The 19,487-nt window shown below is 41.3% G+C and carries 9 protein-coding genes; 3 read left to right on the forward strand and 6 right to left on the reverse strand.

Annotation, left to right across the window (positions count from 1 at the left end):
- The first annotated feature begins 3 nt into the window (after positions 1 to 3).
- Positions 4 to 4,425, forward strand: a complete 4,422-nt coding sequence (locus DXB58_RS05520; protein WP_122136165.1) for a two-component regulator propeller domain-containing protein — start codon at positions 4 to 6, stop codon at positions 4,423 to 4,425.
- A gap of 105 nt (positions 4,426 to 4,530) precedes the next feature.
- Here the strand turns inward: DXB58_RS05520 and DXB58_RS05525 are convergent, their stop codons facing one another.
- The 6 genes from DXB58_RS05525 to DXB58_RS05550 form a co-directional block, all read right to left on the reverse strand.
- Entirely contained in the window at positions 4,531 to 5,835 is a 1,305-nt protein-coding gene (locus DXB58_RS05525) for a pectinesterase family protein (RefSeq protein WP_122136166.1), read from the reverse strand.
- A gap of 46 nt (positions 5,836 to 5,881) precedes the next feature.
- Complete coding sequence (locus DXB58_RS05530) at positions 5,882 to 7,555, reverse strand: DUF5123 domain-containing protein (protein WP_122136167.1); 1,674 nt, start codon at positions 7,553 to 7,555, stop codon at positions 5,882 to 5,884.
- A gap of 16 nt (positions 7,556 to 7,571) precedes the next feature.
- The gene (locus tag DXB58_RS05535; protein WP_122136168.1) at positions 7,572 to 9,647 is read right to left on the reverse strand and encodes a RagB/SusD family nutrient uptake outer membrane protein; all 2,076 of its coding nucleotides are present in this window, start codon (positions 9,645 to 9,647) and stop codon (positions 7,572 to 7,574) included.
- 10 nt (positions 9,648 to 9,657) lie between these two features.
- Complete coding sequence (locus DXB58_RS05540) at positions 9,658 to 12,909, reverse strand: TonB-dependent receptor (RefSeq protein ID WP_122136216.1); 3,252 nt, start codon at positions 12,907 to 12,909, stop codon at positions 9,658 to 9,660.
- Between the two features lie 111 nt (positions 12,910 to 13,020).
- Complete coding sequence (locus tag DXB58_RS05545) at positions 13,021 to 15,501, reverse strand: glycoside hydrolase N-terminal domain-containing protein (protein WP_122136169.1); 2,481 nt, start codon at positions 15,499 to 15,501, stop codon at positions 13,021 to 13,023.
- 21 nt (positions 15,502 to 15,522) lie between these two features.
- The gene (locus tag DXB58_RS05550) at positions 15,523 to 17,142 is read right to left on the reverse strand and encodes a pectinesterase family protein (protein WP_122136170.1); all 1,620 of its coding nucleotides are present in this window, start codon (positions 17,140 to 17,142) and stop codon (positions 15,523 to 15,525) included.
- A 282-nt stretch (positions 17,143 to 17,424) separates the two neighbouring features.
- Between DXB58_RS05550 and DXB58_RS05555 the strand changes: the two genes are divergently transcribed.
- Entirely contained in the window at positions 17,425 to 19,065 is a 1,641-nt protein-coding gene (locus DXB58_RS05555; protein ID WP_122136171.1) for a polysaccharide lyase family 1 protein, read from the forward strand.
- A 167-nt stretch (positions 19,066 to 19,232) separates the two neighbouring features.
- Positions 19,233 to 19,433: a DUF2007-related protein gene (locus tag DXB58_RS05560; protein WP_122136172.1), complete on the forward strand. Its 201-nt coding sequence runs from the start codon at positions 19,233 to 19,235 to the stop codon at positions 19,431 to 19,433.
- Positions 19,434 to 19,487 lie beyond the last annotated feature (54 nt).

Raw genomic sequence — 19,487 nt, forward strand, 5'->3', positions numbered from 1 at the left:
ATAATGAAAACACTCTATGCATTTCTTTTATGTTTATATACCAGTCTGACCGTGGCTGCTCAACCACTTTGTCAGATTAAGCACTTTTCTGTCAACAGTGGGCTTTCACAAGGAGTAGTAGTGAATATCATGCAAGATAAAAAAGGATTTCTTTGGTTCGCCACCTGGAATGGACTAAACAAATTTGACGGATACACATTTAAAAACTACAAAGCATTTCCCGGAGACGGATGTACCTTAACCACCAATCGTTTCTCTTATATTACAGAAAGCAAAGACGGAGATATATGGTGCAAATCTTATGATAACCGTGCCTATCTATTCGATATTAAAACAGAAAAATTCATAGACATACTTCTTCCTATCGAATCTTCCTTGCAACAAACCAATACAGTCAGCAACATATATACCTTAAATAAAGGCATTACATGGATTACCTGCGAACAAGGCTATGCTTTCAGAATCGATGAACAATCCTGCAAAGATGGAAAAGGAATCACATTATACAGTAGCTTCAACCAAAATTTAAAAGGAAACAAAATACTAGACATTTACGAAGATTCCGATGGGGACGAATGGATTATGACAGATAAGGGAGTAACCATCATCGGAACGAAACAGATCAATAGCGATTACCCGTTTAAAGTGGTAAAAGAATACAATAAGAAAATATATCTTATCTCAACCTCCGGAAAGATCGCATTATATGATCCTAAAAACGGAAATATAAAATTTCAGGAACTACCCTGTCCTGTCACTGATATCTATTCCATATCCTCCATCTCCCCATCTAATAGCATAATCGGTCTAGGTACCGACAACGGATTCATAACATATGACACAGAAAAAAAAGAATTTCAGCATTTTAATATCCAGACAGCCACCCAGCCATCGAATGAAGCCCACTTTTTCTATCAGGATAAGATGGGAGATATATGGATATTTGCCAACACATCCGGTGTTATAAAACTAAATCTTAAAACAGGTGACAAACAACACTTCACAGCCCCGATACAAAACCTTATCCAATATGAACGAGACAACCGGTACATGATCTTTGAGGACCATGAAGGCACACTATGGGTGAGTCCACAAAAAGGACATTTATGCTATTATGACCGTAGCAGCAACCAACTGAAATTATACTTTGCAGATGAAAACAATCCGGCTTCTTTATTTGCTCCCTCCATCCGCTACTATTATGCAGACCGGCAACAGAATATCTGGATTACCAACGACCGGGGGGTAGACAAAATATCTTTCTACCCTAACAATTATCAATTACATCCTATAGATAATGGACTGGAAATACGCGCCTTTCTTTCCGATAAACAGAAAAGGCTTTGGGTTGCTTCTAAAAAAGGAAACATAAGAATTTACCGTCCGGACGGCACATTAGAAGGATATCTCTCTCCACAGGGTACAATTACCTCCCAAGAGGTTACTTTCGGAAAAAGTGTATACTGTTTCATGGAAGATAAAGAAGAAAACATCTGGATGGGAACCAAAAAAGACGGTCTTATCCTTCTAAAGAAAAAAGATAATCATTCTTACCAATTACAACAGTTCATCCATCAACCGGAAAACACATACAGTTTGAGCAATAACAGCGTTTACAGCATTATTCAGGATAACCGGGGCAATATTTGGATAGCATGTTATGGAGGCGGCCTCAATCTGCTGTCAAAAACGCATAATGGTTCTATCAATTTTATACATAGTGGCAATCGGTTAAAAAACTATCCGGTTTCCACTGCACTCAAAATAAGACACATAGCAGAAGCACCTGACGGAGTATTACTAATCGGAACCACTAATGGCTTACTTACATTTTCCAACAAATTCGACCAGCCTGAAGAAATCAAGTTTTATCATAGCAATCGTATCCCTAATGTAGATTCCAGTCTAAGCAGCAATGATGTCATGCAGATATTTACCGATAGCCGGAAAAATACTTATGTGATCACATTTACCGGAGGAATCAGTCAGGTTATTTCTAAAAACTTACTCACAGAAGATATTAAATTTAAAAGCTATACCATCAAAGACGGCTTAGCCTCCGATCTGGTACTTTCAATGCTTGAAGATACACAAAAGCAACTATGGGTAATCTCCGAAAACAGTATTTCCAAATTCAATCCGGAACAAGGAACATTTGAAAATTATGGAAATAATTACTTTCAGAGAGAACTGAATCTCACCGAAGCTGTACCTGCGCTTACCGGCCAGAATAGAATTGTGCTCGGCACAAATCAAGGAATACTTGAGATCAATACGGAACAAATGAAAAAAAGTTCCTATGTACCTCCTATCGTATTTACCGGACTCAAAATACAAGGAAGTCAACTCCACGTAGCACTTGATGACATCCAAGAACTGGAATTAGAACCATCGGAACGTAATGTCACTTTCCAATTTGCAGCCATCGACTACGTAAATCCGGATGCCATTGAATACGCTTACCGTTTGCAAGGACTGGAAGAAGAATGGAATGAAGCCGGCAAAAACCGATCTGCAACATACATCAATCTACCCGCAGGAGAGTATCAATTACAAATCCGCTCCAGCAACAGCGATGGAGTATGGACTGATAACATACGCACTCTCCCCATCCATGTTCTACCCACTTTCTGGGAAACATACTGGGCTTGGATATTCTATATCGTCATGTTTATTCTATTCACCACTATCATCGTATACATTCTGTTCTATATCTACCGGTTAAGACACCAAGTCGATCTGGAGCAACATTTATCTAATATAAAATTGCGCTTCTTCACTGATATATCACATGAATTGCGTACACCACTAACGTTAATATCCAGTCCCGTATCAGAAATTCTGGAACACGAAGTGATCTCTTCCAGAGTGCGTGAGCATCTAAATCTGGTGCATAAAAACACAGAGCGAATGCTTCGCCTGGTCAATCAGCTACTGGATTTCCGAAAAATTCAAAATAAGAAAATGAAAGTACTGATAGAAAAAACTGAACTTGTTTCCCTGTTGCAGAAGATTATGGAAAATTTTCACCTCATTGCACAAGAAAAGAAAATAGACTTCCAGCTTCATACGGATACTGACCCAATATATGCATGGGTGGATCGCGACAAATTTGAGAAGATATTCTTCAATCTACTTTCAAATGCCTTTAAATATACGCCTAACGGCAAGAAAGTGACAATAAACCTCATTACAGATTCAACGCAAGTTACCATCTCCGTATCTGATGAAGGCATCGGCATTGCTCCCGAAAAGCAACAATCTTTATTTTATCGATTTGAAACACTGGCACAATACAATATCTTACAGCCCTCATCCGGCATTGGTCTTTCATTAGTACGTGAACTAATAGAATTACATCACGGAAATATTCAAGTGAAAAGCGAACCGGGAAGTGGAAGTGAATTCATTGTCACATTTCCTAAAGAAGAAAAAGTATTTAAAGACGACGAACAAGCTGAATTTATTTTATCCGACAGTGATCATATTTCATCGACAATGCAGGTTGCAGCAGTAGCAGCAGCAAAAGAAGAAGAAGAAGAAGATCCGGGTACTACTATCTCTTCTGAAACAACATATATGGAGAATGAAAATAAAACCGATGAAAATGACGACAGAACATCCATTCTCATTGTCGAAGACAACAATGAATTACGTCATTTTTTATGGAATATTCTGTCAGAGACTTACACCGTTTTCGAAGCAACAAATGGCGAAGAGGGATTAAAATATGCACAGCAACACATTCCGGATCTGATAATCAGCGATGTCATGATGCCGGTCATGGACGGTTTGGATATGGTGAAAACAATCAAAGCAGATCATGACACCTGTCATATTCCCATTATAATACTATCTGCAAAATCCTCTTTAGATGACCGGATAGCAGGACTGGAACAAGGTATCGATGACTATATTACCAAACCATTCAGTTCCACTTATTTAAAGACTAGAATTTTGTCGCTACTCCGTCAACGGAAACAGTTACAAGATTTATATTTATCAAAATTGGCAGAACATACTCAAGAAGAGAATAATAACATAAACGAATGGGAACCCTCGCAGCCCCAAGTCACTCCATACGATGAACAATTCATGCAGCAAGTAATGTCATTCATGGAAGAACAAATGGACAACACGGATATTACCATTGATGATTTCGCTAACAAACTAATGTTGAGCCGCACTGTGTTCTATCGCAAATTAAAATCTATTGTTGGGCTGACTCCGGTAGATTTCGTTTGTGAAATGCGTATCAAGCGAGCCGCACAACTAATTGAAAGAAGTGAATACAGTTTCTCCCAAATCGCTTATATGACAGGGTTCAGCGATCCCAAATACTTTAGCAGACGATTCAAAAAAATCATGGGAGTCACTCCTACAGAATATAAGGAAAAAGAGGGTGATGGATTAAAAGCCTTATAAATTAAAATCACCTCTGTTACAACAATGAAATGCACCCAAAGTTTAATGTCTAACTTTTCCTGCGGCACTTCATTGTTGTAGCATGAGTGATCATATTATATTCAATTACAATACACCTTTTTTACCCTGCGATCCATATTTATTCACCGCAGAGACTTTCAAACCATAGTTCACTTCCGACACAGGGAAAGAGGTATCGGTAGTCGTTCCAAGAATTTGCTCACCATCATATACAATATAACCAATGGCGTTCTTCACCGGCTGCCAAGTGAAAGTGCCCTGTCGATAGACCAGATTGTGCGGATATCCCAATTCTTCCATTATTGCCCGCGGATTCCAGCCGTCATTACCCGGAATCATATTCTCATATGTATACTTGTCCGCCTCTTCTTTTGTTATAGTTGCCCGGCAAGTACCCGATTTTTCGATTCCGGTTTCCCGGTCTTTATATGTATATTCTGTCTTCCGCTTGCTTAAGTCAATCGCTTTCCCCTGCGAGTCATGGCTGTTGTATTCTGCAAAAAGCCCCGGAGCCGTTCCCATATTCGTCCATCCCTCTTCGGCTACCGGAATAAGCATAATCGTATTAATATACACAGCTTTCGGGCTATTATGCCAAGGTCTTCCCAATTTCAGGCGACCTTCAGCAGCCAGGTTATTTCCATCTATCGTACAATTACGAAACGCATAACCATACTTTGCGTCTTTATGAGAAGGAGCCACAATCACCGCCCCACTCCGCACATTATAGAGTGTACAGTTTTCCAGCAACACATCCCCGCCTCCATAAAAGTAATCAACTGCACCCTCTATCCAGCAATCTTTCACATAATGACGATTCGTACTATTGTTAGTAGTCATCCAAGTATCCTGAAATGAACGGAATTTACAGTTATAAAACGATGCACAATCTGCCTGACTATTCATCGCCAACGCCTGCGGACCATTCCCGGATATGACTCCCCAATCATTCACATATGAAATATTCTCCGTATAAAAATGATCTCCTTTCACTACCACGACGGAACCCTCATATTTATAAACCGGAGATGAAGGATTGTGTACCGAACGTTGCCAATAAGCCGTTTTGCCTTCAGGTTCCTTACCTGTCAGTTTGCTGCCGACATTCAGATTCAGATGAATGACGGTTTTATCTTTGTCCTGACCAATCAGATGTATATACGGTTTATTCTTAGGAATGATAACCTGTTCTTCATACGAACCATTCTTTACAAGAATCAGCCAAGGTTCCGTCTGCCCGTCGGGTGCAGCATTGACTGCTTCCTGAATAGTTTTATAATTACCACTGCCATCGGCAGCTACAACAGCCTGATAAGGGGATGCTGCCACCTGTGCATGCCCCATAGCACACATCCCCATTAATAAAAATGATAATACTAAATTCTTCATGATATTCTTGATACTTACAATAATAAGAGTCTAAAACTAAATTCTACTAATACCAACGAGGATCGCCCGCATTACCTGCCCCGGCAAATCCGGCTCCCGGTTTGATATGGAAATCTCCATGAAGAGGATCAACGAACAAATCATCAGAACTCTGTTTCAATCTGGTAATCTCCTCAAATCTGTTATTACCCTCTTGCAAATCAGAAGTGATGTAACAATTATCCGAGAAATCCAGAATGTCATAGGCAGCATTACCACAATTCATTTTCTTTCCCTTGTTCGGACCGGAGAATATCAAATTCCGCATGGTAGCAGATTTTGGAGAGGGTGGCGTACTTGCTGCATTATCGAAACGGAATACTTTGGGCAGTTCTTTCTTAGCATCCATAGAATTGTAGAAAGTACAGTTTTCCAATGTCACATCTCCAATACCCCCTTTCAAATCCATCAACTGATCGCCCATATTAATCAATGTACTATTTGTGATGGATATCTTCTCCAACTGATCAATATTCTTTCCAAAATTAATCATTCCATATCCATCCGTACCGACTTCAGATATAATGCAATTATCAATCGTTATATCCGTCATAAATACACCACTTCCGTCACCAATACGTACCAAAGTTCGTTTTATATTCTGCACAGCACATCCTATAAATGAGATAGATTGGGCATAAGAACTATTTTTCCAGTCTGTCATATAACTAGCCTCCCCATTTCCATCCAGACAAACAAATTCGAATGACAAAGACTGTATCGGAGAAGCCAATGATATTTTCTTAGGTACAATCAACTGGGGACGATTATTTTCATTCGCTTCCGTACTGGTAAACAATATATTATCCAATCCCGGAATTTTCAGTTCACCCACATTATATACTGCTCCGGGAGTAAGTTGGACAGTGACATTACTACATTCTTTCTCTTTCACAAAGTTGGCTAATAACGTACTCAAATCTACAACTCCGGTTTCTGTAGCCTCCACAAAAAGAATTTCGCTGCCTCCCAATCCAAGAGTTTTGAATACATACGAACCGCGTAACGCATCATTATTGTAAATCCGAACGCGATAAGTCGTTCCATTCTCCAATTCAGAGAGCGTCTTCGAACAAGCGGCTATATCTTCTGAAGTCAATTCAATCAGTTGCTCCTCTCCATACTTCGTATCTACCATTTGAGCCAAGGTCAGATGAGTTACCCTGTTCGTTTCCTCCCAAGTTAAAGTTGCGGAATTCGCAGCAACTTCCACTCCGGTAAACAATTGCTCATCCGGAGTTTTAAATGCCACACTTACATATTCACTTGCTTTCCCTTGTGCATCTTCTCCTTTCATACGGACAGAATACTGCGTGGAACCGTTCAACTCCTGAAACAAGGTACGATATTCCACCCTCATAGGCGTGTTATTCTCCGAAAATACAGTCAATGTATCTTTCAGAATCGTATCTGTCCTTACATAATTTTCCGCACTGAACTCCAGACTATCCGCATAAAACTCAAAAATATACACTTTCGCATTCACAATCTGCGAATATCTCAATGTAACTGAAGTTGCATCAGTAGCGGATTTATCAAAAGTCAATGGACGAAACAAGGCATCAAAGTTCTTATCAACTGCCCAGTCATTGGCTGGATCTTCACAGGAAGACATACCTGCTATCAAAGCTAACAGCAAATACAGGCATGCTCCGGATAATCTATTAACTAGTCTTTTCATCTTTTCCTACCATTAATTATTTATAACCATACGAATTAGAAACATACCCTTGAGTCTTATTGACATCCTCATAATAAATAGCAAATACATGGCGATAATTGCACACTCCATTACCAACAGAATATTTACGGAACTCCGCTTCGGCTTCACCGCCCCAGTTCAGCCTGCCAAACAAATTCGAATAGTCGTAAGACGCATTCAGACCTGTACCGCAAACCAATATTCTAGCCATTGTTTTCACATAATTAGTATTCAGAGTTGCATTTATATCACCATCCTTATTCAATGTCACCTGCATACTGATCCAGTTGCACTCATACTGTCCTTTTGATGCAGAAGCAGTACCGGTTCCCATATCCTCATTGAAGTTAACGGACGACATGTCAATGTATTCCGGATTATCCGAGTCTTCATATTTATAATAGATTTTTCTTGGTATCTCATCCACTTGATAAGTCTTCCCGAAAATAGTCACCGGCTTGTAGTCATACAACATACAAAGACCTATTTTCATCTCTTCTATTTTCTCCGCCAACAATCCCCAACGTGTCAAATCCTGACGACGAATAGATTCACATCCAAACTCCCATGCCCGTTCATTGACAATAGCCCTGAAGAAATCCGCGTCATATTGCGTGATTTCGGGAGCACCAGTACCAAATGCCCTTTCACGGACCTTTTCCAAAGCTTGTCGGGGAGACATACCGGCAATCGGACTAACTGCATCCGGTCCTGTCAATACATTTTGAGCCTCTGCAAACATCAGGTAAATATCTGAATACCGCATCAAAATCCAGTTGATACCAGTAGCAATACGTGAATTAGCTTTCGGGAAACGAACTTTCATATAATTATCAGTCATCCAATACCAACGCCATTTACCACAAGCCACTCCTAATGGGTTACAGCGAATAACTTCCTTATTTTTTCCATTCTCATTGATATATTCCTGGAAAACACAAGTAACATCCCGACGGGTGTCTGCCGGATCAAATGAATAAAAATAGTAAGCAGTAGTAGCCGCATATCCTGCCCCTCCCATACCTTGGGTGGTATTAAAAACCCCTCTGTTCAGGTTGTATCCCATCGTGGCACCCACATCTCCATTCTGTCCTTCACCAAAAGCAACTTCAAACAGGTTTTCATTATACTTGTTGTATTCCAGATGATTGACAGTAGACCAAATATTCTCATAACTGGGATCAAGCTCATGAGGATTATCAGTCGCTCCCAAAATCTCCGCACACTGTTTGGCAGCCAGCTCATAATAATCTTTCCAATTCTTAGGGCGACCGACGAAATATCCGTTCATTTCCAGAATGGTCGGATGATGTTCCACATTCAAGTCCGGAAACAGATTTCCATCCCGTACAGACCATCCTCCGGCAAATAGCGCTACCTTTGCCAACAGACCTTTGGCAAAACCTTTATTCATGCGTTCTACCGTATATGATTCTTCTCCCATCCAAGGCAGATATTCAATTGCCTCTTTCAAATCCTCTATGATATAATTATAAACAATATCACGATCCACTTTTCCTATATAGACATTTCCCAATCCGCTTTCAGACGCATGCTCTTTATATGGCACATCTCCCCAATAACGGATCAATTCAAAATAGCCTAACGCTTTCAGTGCTAATGCCTCCCCTAAATATCTACGCATGGCAGCCTTGTCCGAAGTAGATTGCATCAACGGAGACCGGCGTATACCATCTACGATAGTAGTGGCGGATTCTGCCAGATAATAAAGTTTGTCCCATCTGGTATTCCGGTTATAATTATCGTCATAAAAATTGCCCGCACCTTCATCACGAAGCGTAGAATTATAGTTTTCCGTAGAAAACGCACCCGAGCCAACCTCCACGTCAGAAGCTCCCTGCCAGTTGACGCACAGTTTCTGACCATATATATAGGTGTCCGTCATCGTCGCATACACCCCCATCAGGGCCGCTTCCGTCAGAGCTGTCGATTTAAACAGATTCTCATCACTTGGAATAGAAGGACTTTCGGTATCCAAAAAATTATCCATACACGAAGTGCATAACACAGAGGAGGATAAAACCGCTAAAAATAGTTTCTGTATTTTCATTTTTCAAGTATTAAAAAGTAACATTAAGACCGAATACATAAGAATGTGCTTTCGGATATGCAGAATAATCCACACCCGGAGTCAAAGGGGTAGAACGTTGTGTGCTCACTTCAGGATCCTGTCCGGAATAAGCTGTCCAGCAAAACAGGTTATTGGCCGTAGCATACACGCGTAGATTCTTGACTCCTAGCTTACGAGTCACAGTAACCGGAAGCGTATACCCTAACGTCAGGTTACTACAACGCAAAAAAGAACCATCTTCAATCGCCCAGTCCGTCACAAGCGTACGTCCCATCATAGGCATCCAGATAGAGGCTTTGGAATTGATTTCAACAAAGCGCTCCGGATTGGCATCATTACCATACATTACATTGGTACCCGTTTCCGGATCAATAATCGACCAACGGTTTGCCAGACTCATAAAATCTCTGATATTATTATATTTACGATTCGTATGAGTGGATGCCATAATCTTATTGGCATTATATACTTTATTGCCATATGACCAGTTGAACATTGCCGCCAAGTCAAACCCTCTCCATGCAGCATTCAGCCCGAATCCGCCAATATGCTTTGGCTGTACACTACCGATCACTTTACGGTCATTATCCGCGTCGATCACACCGTCATTATTCTGATCCTTCAGTTTGATAAAGCCCGGACCAAAATTAGGCAAGTCGTTAGAGAACAAAGCCCTGTCGTCTACTACCCCTTCATTCAGTATCCATTTTTTCGTATTCTCATCAAACGTAAAGTCGTCTACAGAATAAAAGCCCTCTACTTCGAATCCATAAATCTGTCCTACCGCCTGGCCTACAATAGCACGAAAATCATCAGAGCCGATATCCGGTCGCCAGTTGGATTGCGCACTCAATACGGTTGCCGTTCCATCCAGCTTATTCACTATATTTTTATTGAATGATATATTGAAGTTAGCGCCTAGATAGAAATCTTTACTATTGATAATCGTTCCGCTAAGCGTAAGTTCAACTCCCCTGTTCGTGCTGCGACCTACATTCTGATACTGATATTCATATCCTGAGTTTGCAGGAAGATCCATGCGTAAGATTAAATCTTTCGTTATATCATTATAGAAGTCAACCGTCACATTCAAACGGCTATTAAAGAGGCTGGCATCTATTCCCACATTAGAGGATAACTTCGTTTCCCAAGTCAGATTCTCGTTCCGCAAGGTGTTCTGTAACTTCAGGGCACTCTGTACTGTTTCATTCAGATAATATTGCCTATTGGCAGAAGATTCCATCTTATAATCCTGTCTCCAGTATGAATTGACACGCGCATTACCAACCGCTCCGTAACTCACACGAAGTTTCAAATTATCCAGCCAGTCTTCCGTCTGCTTCATAAATTTTTCCTGGGAAACGCGCCATGCCAATGCCATACCCGGGAAAAAGCCCCAACGGTTTTCAGGAGCAAACACATTCGTTCCGTCAGCACGGGCTGTAAAAGTGAACATGTACCGGTCTTTGAAAGCATAGTTTAAACGACCGAAATAAGATGCCGTACGGGAAGGTTCACCAATAGTGGTATACGTCGGTTGGGATTCTCCATAGTTCCACATAGCCAACACTTCGCTCGCTGTAAAATCCATAGGATAATATTTAGATGAGGCAATCATCTGATTTCTGTAACTACTCACCATTTCATGTCCGGCCATCAAATCAAGGCGGTGATTCTTTTTCAGAGAGAACCGGTAACTCAATATGTTCTGCAAGTTCCATCGCGCACCTTTCTCATCCGTACGTTTGGCTACGGGCTGACCGGCGTTGGAACTCGACTCTCCGGTTTTCTTTAGCCAGACATTATCGGTATAATTATAAGTGTATGCGTAACTACCTTTCAGTTGATAAGTCAATCCTTTAACAATTTCCCAGTTAAATCCAGCATTATAAGTCATAGAAAACTGGTTTTGTTTCTTATACTCATTCACCGTATTATATACAGGATCATTCAATGATGATAACAATGCATCATCCGAGTAATCAATTTCCCCCCCCAAAGCATCTCCCGCATCTATACTTGCAAGGCTGTTGATTGGCGAGAAAAGAACGGCATCTCTCAATTTGCCTCCATTGGTACCCGCACCGTCAATCACCATTCTAGTCAGACGACTGGACAACTCAAACTTCAATTTGTTACTCAACTTTTTATCCATCTTCACACTCAAGTTATCCCTCACATAATTGGAGTTGAGCATAATGTACTTCTCATCATCCCGCGTATAACTCAAATTATAGCGCAATGTAGCATCCGTTCCTCCTGTTATACCAACGTTATAGCTTTGTTTGAAGCCGGTGTTTCCATATACTTTATCCTGCCAATTCGTGCCTTCTACCGAACGATAAATATTGCGGTCGTCCCAACGTCCGTACATCGAATTAATGCTACTGGTCAGAGAGGTGCCCGGATCAAGTTCTTTCTGATAACAGTAGTATTCGTAAGGTGAAAGTACCCCCGTCAGATTATACACATTACTGATACCCCAGTGAGCATTGAATGAGACTTCTGTTTTTCCCGCCTTACCGCTTTTTGTAGTAACAAGAATAACGCCGTTCGCACCTTTAGCTCCATAGATGGCGGTAGAAGAAGCATCTTTCAAAACATCAATACTCTGAATATCACCGGGAGGAATATCATTGATATTACTCACCTGAAAACCGTCAACAATATATAACGGTGAATTATCCTGGGTAATAGAACCACCGCCACGCACTGTAATCTGAATTGTTGCATCGGGCGATCCATCGGTAGCCACTACATTCACACCTGCCAGTTTTCCTGTAATAGCCGCAGCCGCAGAAGTTATCGGAATATCCTTCAAAACCTTCTCACTCACTGAAGAAATCGCACCGGTCAAATCTCCGCGACGTGAGGTTCCGTATCCTACCACTACCACTTCATCCAAGGTCTGATTGTCTTCTTCCAACACAACTTTCAGATGTTTGCCCGGTTTCACAGTCGCAACAACTGATTTCATTCCTACAAAACTAATTTCCAACTTTGTTGCATCTTCGGGAACAGACAAAGTGAAGTTTCCATCCAAGTCGGTAATTGTACCGACGGAGGACTTTTTCAACACCTTCACACTAGCACCAATAATAGCATCGCCGTTAGTATCCACCACTGTTCCTTTCACAGATACCTTCTGTGCATATACTGTTGTCGCCGTTATAAAGCACAAGAGCAAGCAACATATATACGCGAAGCATCTTCGCAAAAATAAATGTCTTTGTACATCCATAGTATTATCTTGATTAATTTGTTTCATTTTTGATGTTACAAAAGTCACACTTTTACATCTGTTTTCCACTCATTATTTATGCAAAAGCGTGGACTTTTTATATAGAATGTTTTATTTTACTGTAACAATAATCACTTCTCCTTCGCGTGTATCCACATCATACAAATAAGTATCACGTAATGCTACTCCTTTTAAAGGCGCTTTCTCACTAATCATCGGGCGTGAGATTTGCTGTACTTTAAATAATGCGTTCGGATTCATTTCCTCTTCCTTCTTCTGTTTCAACGATGCTCCTTCAGCAGCCAATTTCCAGTAAGAGCGCAGGCGCAGATTGCCTCCGATTTCCGAACGTAACACAGCTTTTACCAGCTTACCGTCCTTCCAGGTCAATTCATCAATCAAAAAACCGCCCCGGGCACGCAATCCTTTCACTGTCCCGTTCTTCCATTCCGAAGGCAACGAAGGCAACAGCTGAATCGCGCCGTCATGACTTTGCACCAACATTTCGGCAATACCAGCCGTGCAACCGAAGTTACCATCTATCTGGAAAGGTGGATGCGCGTCGAATAAATTAGGATACGTTCCACCTCCCTGTCCTTTTTGTATTTCAGGGCTGACATAAGTCAGCTGATTCTTTATCAACTGATAAGCATGATCCCCGTCAAGCATACGGGCCCAGAAACAAACTTTCCATCCCATTGACCAACCGGTAGAAGGATCTCCTCGTTGTATCAATGTGTTTTTTGCCGCTTCAAAGAGTACCGGAGAACGATAAGGAGAAATCTGATAACCGGGATATAGTCCCCAAAGATGAGAGATGTGCCGGTGACGATCATTAGGATGATCCCAGTCTTCAAACCATTCCTGCAATTGTCCGTACTGCCCTACCTGCATCGGGGGCAACTGCCGGCGCATATTCTTCAATGTATCACAAAAATCGGTATCTGCGTTCAGCACTTTGGCAGCTTCGCATGTATTTGAAAATAAATCAAAAACTAACTGATTATCCATCGTGATTCCTGCAAAAAGGTTACTTTTCTTCTTTATCCAGCGCGGAGAATTCTCGGGTGAGTTGGAAGGAGTAACAACCAGATAACCTGTGTTCGGGTCGCGTACCAGAAAGTCAACAAAGAATTCCGAAGCACTTTTCATCATCGGGTATACTTCCTCCAAATACTTCTTATCACCGGAAAACAAATAACGGTCCCATAAATGCTGGCAAAGCCATGCATTGGCCACAGGCCATGTCCCACAATAAGGACGGTCCACTGCACCCGTCATACGCCACAAATCCGTATTATGATGCAACACCCAGCCACGACAACCATACATTCGGCTGGCAGCTTCACGCCCGTTCTCGCTCAATTCACGTACCATCTGGATAAATGGTTTATGAAGTTCGGCCAAGTTGGTGATTTCCGCCGGCCAGTAATTCATTTCAGCATTAATATTCGTTGTATAATTACAGCTCCAGGGAGGTCCCGGGTTATGATTCCATTTGCCCTGCAAGTTGGCGGGCTGGCATCCGGGCTGTGAAGATGAAATCAATAAGTAACGTCCATACTGGAAATACAATGCTATCAATGCCGGATCATAGGATGAAGAAAATTCCTTGATACGTACATCCATCGGCTTATTGGTTTGGGAAGTTTCACCCAAATCCAAAGTTACACGATTGAATTGTTTCTGATAAGCAGCAATATGAGCGGCTTTCGCTTTACTATAATCTATCGCTGCATTTTTCAAATAAGCTTTATTTCGTTGATACGGATCGCCCGATATATCCTTATAGTTGACAAAGTTAGTCGCCATCGAGATATACAATGTAAGTTCACTGGCTCCTTGAACGCTAAGCAACGTGTCATTGGCTGTTATCACTTTCCCACCTTTATGTTTCACATCCAAATCGGCACAATAATGCACTTTACCCGGAAAATAACGACTGCCATGTGTAATACCTTCCAAACGCAAACCTTTCTTTCCATAAATACTACGTTTTGGTTCTCTCATCGGGGTATTAAAAAACAGTTCACAATTGATTGCTCCCGGTTTGGACGCTTTGATATGCCTGATAACCAGTTGATCGGTAAATGATGCAAATGTTTCTTCGGTAAATTCCACTCCGTCTACTTTGTAGCGGGTCACAGCTACTGCATTGCTTATATCCAGATCACGATAGTAATTGCTCACCTTTTTGTGATCTTGATAACGGATATTCAGACGCCCCACCGTCTGGTAAGGCATTTCATTCCCCACTTGTGAAAGAATCTTCGTTGCCGCCATGTTCTGCGCTTCTTCGTACTTTCCTTCAAAAATCAACCGGCGCATTTCCGGCAAAGCCGCTTTTGCTTCTTCATTATAGTTCTGGTAAGGAGAGCCTGCCGACACTGTTTCTTCGTTCAACTGTATTTGTTCCAGTTGAGGATCACCGAACACCATTGCCGCAATCCGTCCATTACCAACCGGGAGTGCCTCTTCCCAATAAGAAGCGGGTTTGTCATACCATATTCTATAGATGTTTTGTCCTTCCACATTCCCCAACAGAGAAGAAAAAGCCAACATACAACTGAATACTTTACTTATCATTTTCATATTTTAAAGTTTTAATTGTCATCACTCTTTTGAAGGTTCACTCAAAGCCCCATACTCACTAACGGCCTTCACCTGATATGTCTTTCCTTCCTCAACATTACAAGACGTTTCTTTGGTTATTTGTACAGTTTCATCGTTCGCAATTACCAAATAACAAATCGCATATTTCGAAGCATCCCAACTTAAGACTCCGTTTTCTCTTTTCAGATTTTCCGGTGCGGATATTTGTTCCATATATTTCTTCGGATCCCAATTATCGCCCTCACGAACAACGTTTTCGTACGTATACCGAGCTGCCTCACCTGCCGTAAGGACAGCCTGACAAATACCTGTCACTGGATTCTCTTGTTCATCCTGATAGGTATATTGCGTTTTACGCTGGCTTAAATCTACAGTATTCCCCTCCTTATCCTTACTGTTATATTCAGCAAACATTTGAGGAATAGCTCCCATATCCGTCCATCCTTCCGGAGCTATCTTTATATTAAAAATCGTATTGAGATATACAGCTATCGGAGAATTATGCCAGGGACGTCCCAACTTGACACTTTCTGTATCAGCCAATTCATTTCCATCCACAATGCAATTATTCAACACATATCCCCAACGTGTTCCTACTTTATGAGAAGGAGCAACAATAATTGCGCCATCCCTCATATTATAAAAGGTGCAATGTTCGAGAAAGCAATTCCCATTTCCATAAAAATAATCAACGGCTCCTTCAATCCAGCAATTCCGTGCATACAGCCTACCGTTATCCGATTTAGGCCCGGTCTGCCAAGTGTCTTGGTACGAAAAAAACTTACAATTATTGAATGAGTTACGGTCGTTCTGGGTATACATTGCCAATGCCATAGGACCTTTTTGTAATTCTTTGCCATATCCGTTTACAAAAGATATATTCTCTGCGTAAAAATCCGTAGCTTTCACCGATACCATAGCGGCTTCCGTTTTTCCTAAGTTCTTATAAGAGTACTTCCACACATCCGGATCAGTCGCACTGGCTTCGGTTGAGCTGTTAATTCGTAACTTGACAATTGTCTTATCCACATCCTGTCCGATGAGATGAATGTACGGTTTGTCTTCAGGAATGATTATTTGTTCTTCATACGTTCCGTTCGCCACGAAAATGAGCCAGGGTTCTGTTCTTTTCGAGGGGACATTATCTATTGCTTTCTGTATACTGGTATAGTTTCCTTTTCCATCAGGACTGACCACCGCATCAAATATGCGTGCTTCCGGTTGAGGACGTTCTCTGATTGTAAACTGAATACTGACACCTTCGAATACATTTCCCTGAAAGTCTATGACTGCACCTTTGGGGAGGCTGAACTGACAGGCCTGATTATAGTCCAAAGCAGCATAAGCGTAAGACGCTGTTTTACCTTTGAAAGTCAACTCTACTTCCTCGCCATTGAAATTCGCTTTCCCTTCTCCTGCTTTCACATACTCGTTAAAAGTAAGCAGAATCGTATTGTTTTCTTCTGCCGTTTCACCATTTGCAGGAGTAACAGACACCAAAGAAGGGGCTTCATGGTCGGGAACAAAAAAGTTATTGCTACTTTCCTTGCAACTTGTTGCCAGCAAAGCTGATAACAACAATAGTCCTTGGGACATCTTTGAGAATAAATGTGCTTTCATAAATTATTTGTTATATTCTTAATGATAGATTCTTATTCTATTATTATTTGGTCGTCCTGCCTTGAGCAGTTGCTATTTCACGTTACAAAAGTATACGGAACAACATGAATACTTTCTCACTATTTGTTTGTTTGCGTGGACTTTTTTATTATCATTCAAAAGTTGCGGACTTTTTGTGCAATCTGGTGCACTATCTATGCAACCAGTTGTCTATCAAATTCTATCCGCTTACATTTGTATCAGTATCATTATCATCAGACTTTATAAAAAATCAGGTAAGACATGAAAAACAACAAGGTAAAATTCATTTTCGTGGCACTACTGTTTGCCACACAAGTAGAAACGTTCTCCTCCTGTTCCACATCTTCAGTCAATGAAGATAATAAAGAACAGGAGACCCCACCGGATTCTCCTTCCGTATCTCCACCAGTGGAAGAAACAGCATATGCCTTTCCCGGAGCTGAAGGAGGAGGAATGAACGCTACAGGAGGAAGAGGTGGAAAGGTATATATTGTCAGATCCCTGGAAGATTCCAAAGCACCGGGTACCCTCCGGTATGCCATCGAACAAAAGGAGCCTCGTATAATTGTCTTCTGTATATCCGGTACCATTTATCTAAAATCGACACTGGACATTCGGAACGGTGATGTCACGATAGCCGGACAGACAGCTCCCGGAGACGGTATCTGCCTGGCTCACTTTCCAGTAAATGTATCGGCTGATAATGTAATTCTACGATACCTGCGTTTCCGGATGGGAGATACGGATTTGCTGGGCTCTTCGGCCTCCGACGGTGCAGATGCTCTGGGAGGACGCCAGAAAAACAATATCATGATTGACCATTGTTCCATCAGTTGGAGCACAGACGAATGTGCTTCATTCTATGATAATACTAACTTTACTATGCAATGGTGTATTATTTCGGAAAGTCTCCGCTTGTCGGGGCATACCAAAGGCCCTCATGGATATGGCGGTATTTGGGGAGGAGTCAACGCTTCTTATCATCATAATCTGATGGCACACCATGACAGTCGTACACCACGTTTCGGTTCCGGAGTAAAATATCAAGGTCAGGAACGTACCGATATGCGCAATAATGTTATTTATAACTGGAGTGGTAACGGATGTTATGGTGGTGCGGCAATGGGGATTAACATTGTAGACAATTATTATAAACCCGGACCTGCCACAGACGCCAAAGTGGCCAACCGTGTGATGGCTATCGACATCAGCTCTTCTGATGGGGATTTTACACCAATCAAAGGAAAATTGGGGCAGTATCATATTAGCCGGAATTACTTCGAGGCAGGAAACCAACTGACAGAAGCCGCCGCTGCAAAAGTGAACAAAGACAACTGGACTGGTATCCGTAACAACACCGGTCACTCTCTCGATGAACTGAAACGGGATACTCCGGTAGAAGTAGATGCGGTAACTACCCACACGGCACAAAAAGCTTACGAACTGGTGTTGAAATATGCGGGTTGCAGTCTCAAACGAGATGATATAGATACTCGTATCGTTGAAGAGACACGTACAGGAACGGCACAATTCATCGGAAAGAACGAACACAACGGATTAGGAGATGAACCCTGTCCGAACGGTCCTTGTGAACATTGCGACAAGGGTATCATCCATTGGAAAAGTCAGAATTATCCTAAAGGTGGACTTATCGATAGTCAGAAAGATCTAAAGCCTTCTGGAGCTGGTAGCGACTGGAATGCATGGCCTACATTAAAATCATTGCCTCAAGTGACCGATTCTGACAATGACGGCATGCCTGACGAATGGGAAACCGCCAATGGATTGAATCCTGAAAAATATGACGCGAACGGAAGAAACCTAAATACGGCTTATGATAATATAGAGGTTTATATCAATAGCCTTGTAGAAACAATAACGAATACGCAAAATAAGAGATGAATGATGTGAGGGAAAACAACTCTTATTAACGCAAAAAACTGGTCAATTAATGCAAATCCTGATTCAATGAATCATTTGTATACTATATATGAAACAAAATTGCACTTCTATTTTATTTTTCTGTTTTATCTTTGTCGCAGTAAAAACAAAAACACACTATAAAGATTATGATTACAAGTAGAAAGATTTCTCAAGTTAAAGTTTTTGCTGGTAGTCCTTGGGAAGTGGCCAGCGTAAAGAGTTTATTGAATGCAGCTTATATTCAGGTATCAACGAAAGATAATGGTTTAAACGGTATTCTGATATCTGTTCCTTGCGAATACTATACTGCGGCCATGCGTGTGATTAACAATAGAAAGATTTCATAGGTTTTAGGTTTACATATAAATTGTACGATTCTTATTGTCAGCCAACATTTTTCC

Source organism: Bacteroides sp. OM05-10AA (genome assembly GCF_003439055.1).
GTDB lineage: Bacteria > Bacteroidota > Bacteroidia > Bacteroidales > Bacteroidaceae > Bacteroides > Bacteroides intestinigallinarum.

What these genes read in the sequence shown, in the direction of transcription:
- DXB58_RS05520 (WP_122136165.1), top strand. Translation starts at nt 4, where the DNA reads ATGAAAACACTCTATGCATTTCTTTTATGTTTATATACCAGTCTGACC.
- DXB58_RS05525 (WP_122136166.1), bottom strand. Translation starts at nt 5,835, where the DNA reads ATGAAGAATTTAGTATTATCATTTTTATTAATGGGGATGTGTGCTATG.
- DXB58_RS05530 (WP_122136167.1), bottom strand. Translation starts at nt 7,555, where the DNA reads ATGAAAAGACTAGTTAATAGATTATCCGGAGCATGCCTGTATTTGCTG.
- DXB58_RS05535 (WP_122136168.1), bottom strand. Translation starts at nt 9,647, where the DNA reads ATGAAAATACAGAAACTATTTTTAGCGGTTTTATCCTCCTCTGTGTTA.
- DXB58_RS05540 (WP_122136216.1), bottom strand. Translation starts at nt 12,909, where the DNA reads ATGGATGTACAAAGACATTTATTTTTGCGAAGATGCTTCGCGTATATA.
- DXB58_RS05545 (WP_122136169.1), bottom strand. Translation starts at nt 15,501, where the DNA reads ATGAAAATGATAAGTAAAGTATTCAGTTGTATGTTGGCTTTTTCTTCT.
- DXB58_RS05550 (WP_122136170.1), bottom strand. Translation starts at nt 17,142, where the DNA reads ATGAAAGCACATTTATTCTCAAAGATGTCCCAAGGACTATTGTTGTTA.
- DXB58_RS05555 (WP_122136171.1), top strand. Translation starts at nt 17,425, where the DNA reads ATGAAAAACAACAAGGTAAAATTCATTTTCGTGGCACTACTGTTTGCC.
- DXB58_RS05560 (WP_122136172.1), top strand. Translation starts at nt 19,233, where the DNA reads ATGATTACAAGTAGAAAGATTTCTCAAGTTAAAGTTTTTGCTGGTAGT.